This is a genomic window from Paraburkholderia sp. FW306-2-2C-D06C, from assembly GCF_058781505.1.
On sequence record NZ_JBYSWU010000157.1, the window covers coordinates 1 to 569 of the forward strand.

General features: G+C 61.0%; 1 protein-coding gene. It reads right to left on the reverse strand.

Going from position 1 to position 569, the window contains the following annotated elements:
- Positions 1-569: ABC transporter permease (locus tag AC3WLT_RS37295; RefSeq protein WP_492596546.1), on the reverse strand; the 569-nt coding region annotated here is incomplete at both ends.

Here is a 569-nt window from a genome sequence, read left to right on the forward strand (position 1 = left end):
GTCAGCACCGAGCCTTCGAGCAGATAGCTATAGGTGAGCGCGATCACCGTCAGCAACGGCACAGCGATATTGCCGAACGCGTGACGCCAGATCACACGCCGCTCGGACAAACCTTTCGCACGCGCAGTCGTGATGTATTCCTGGCTTAGCTGTTCAAGCATGAACGAGCGCGTCATCCGGCTCAGATACGCCACGGAGTAGTAGCCGAGAATCGCCGCGGGCAGTGCGATGTGCGAGAAGGCATTGAAGAACACGTCCCATTCGCCGGCGATTATCGAATCGATCAACAGGCTACCGGTGTGCGTGTCCACCATGCCATCGAACACAGGATCGACACGCCCCGGTCCCGATACCCAGTGCAGTTTCGCGTAGAACAGCAGCAGGCCCATCAGACCGAGCCAGAACACAGGCATCGAGCTGCCGACCAGCCCGACGAAGCGCGCGACGTGATCGATCCAGCGGTTATGGCGCACGGCGGCAATCACGCCGAGTGGCACGCCGATCAGCACGCCAAGCATCGTCGACAGCGTCGCCAGTTCGAGCGTTGCGGGGAACACGCGCTGGATGTC